The organism is Streptomyces sp. NPDC052107, assembly GCF_040680215.1.
GTDB lineage: Bacteria > Actinomycetota > Actinomycetes > Streptomycetales > Streptomycetaceae > Streptomyces.
Window position 1 is genome coordinate 1 of sequence record NZ_JBFAWG010000315.1, and the last position, 1,106, is coordinate 1,106.

The 1,106-nt window shown below is 71.9% G+C and carries 2 protein-coding genes and 1 pseudogene; all 3 read left to right on the top strand.

Annotated elements, in window-relative coordinates:
* Positions 1 to 295: pseudogene (locus AB0M27_RS48100) on the top strand (conjugal transfer protein TraS); the annotation flags it as partial.
* 83 nt (positions 296 to 378) lie between these two features.
* The gene (locus AB0M27_RS48105; RefSeq protein ID WP_365732498.1) at positions 379 to 591 is read left to right on the top strand and encodes a hypothetical protein; all 213 of its coding nucleotides are present in this window, start codon (positions 379 to 381) and stop codon (positions 589 to 591) included.
* Positions 592 to 613: 22 nt separating this feature from the next.
* Positions 614 to 1,106: DUF2637 domain-containing protein (locus AB0M27_RS48110; RefSeq protein WP_365732499.1), on the top strand; the 493-nt coding region annotated here is incomplete at its 3' end.

The window sequence follows — 1,106 nt, forward strand, 5'->3', positions numbered from 1 at the left end:
CGAGTCCTCGGCGAATATGGCGCTGGCCGACGTCTCTCCTGAAGCGGCCCTGGCCGCGACCTCGATCCCTGCCGACCGGCCCGGCGTCGCAGTCGTCGGTGACTCCTCCGGCGGCTGGTCCCGCGTCCGCTCACCACACCTCACCCTCGACGACGCTGCGGCCATCTGCCGCGACACGGCCGCCCTGGCGCCCGAACTGCCCCGGCTCGACTCCTTCCGGCCCGTCGTCACCGACGCGGCCAAGTCGTCCTCGTCCTCGGCTGCCGTCCCCGCCGCTCGTCCAGTGATCGAGTAACCGCCCTCCCCCTCTCCACGGTCTGCGTGACCATCTCGCGCCGCGTCCCTACCCCCTCCATGCCCGGAACCGAAAGGAAACCCATGTCACGCCCCGCCATCGCCGAGGTGAGCGCGCTGATCGCCGACTTGGCCGCGCTCAGGCAGAGCCGCACTTCCGCCGACTACGCCGCGCTCATGGAGCGTAAGGCGGAACTGCTGGAGCGGATCGCCGCCCACACGCCCGGCGACACCGGCGCCGCCGAGGTGGCCCGACTCGCCCGCGAGCGTGCCGACTCCTTCAAGTCCGACGGCTGATCACGCGGAAGGAGTCGAGCCGATGCGTGCTCACCTGGCCCGCGTGGACGCCGTGATCGTTCAGGCCGTCATCGCCGGCGCTCTGTCCTTCTCCCATCTGCACGACCTCGCTGCGGCGGCCGGACAGGACGGCTGGAAGGCATGGGCCTACCCCGTGAGCGTCGACCTGCTCCTGGTCGCCGCCTGGCGCCGGATGCGGCAGGCGCAGCGAGCGGGACAGACGGCCGGTGGTCCGCGGCTGTGGTTCCTCATTGCGCTGGCCGCGTCCCTCGGTGCCAACGTCGCCACGGCCGGACTCCTCGACCTGGACGACGTACCGGCCTGGCTTCGCGTCACGGTCGCGGGCTGGCCTGCCGTCGCCTTCTTCGGCGGAACTCTCCTGGCCCACACACCACACATTCAGGAAGAGCCGAGGGAGCAGACCGCGTCGACCACTGACACGGAAGCGGAGCCGCACCCCGCCCCACCCGTCGCCGTCGACGTGACCGACCGGCACGCGCGCCCGGCACCACTCG

What these genes read in the sequence shown, in the direction of transcription:
- AB0M27_RS48105 (WP_365732498.1), top strand. Translation starts at nt 379, where the DNA reads ATGTCACGCCCCGCCATCGCCGAGGTGAGCGCGCTGATCGCCGACTTG.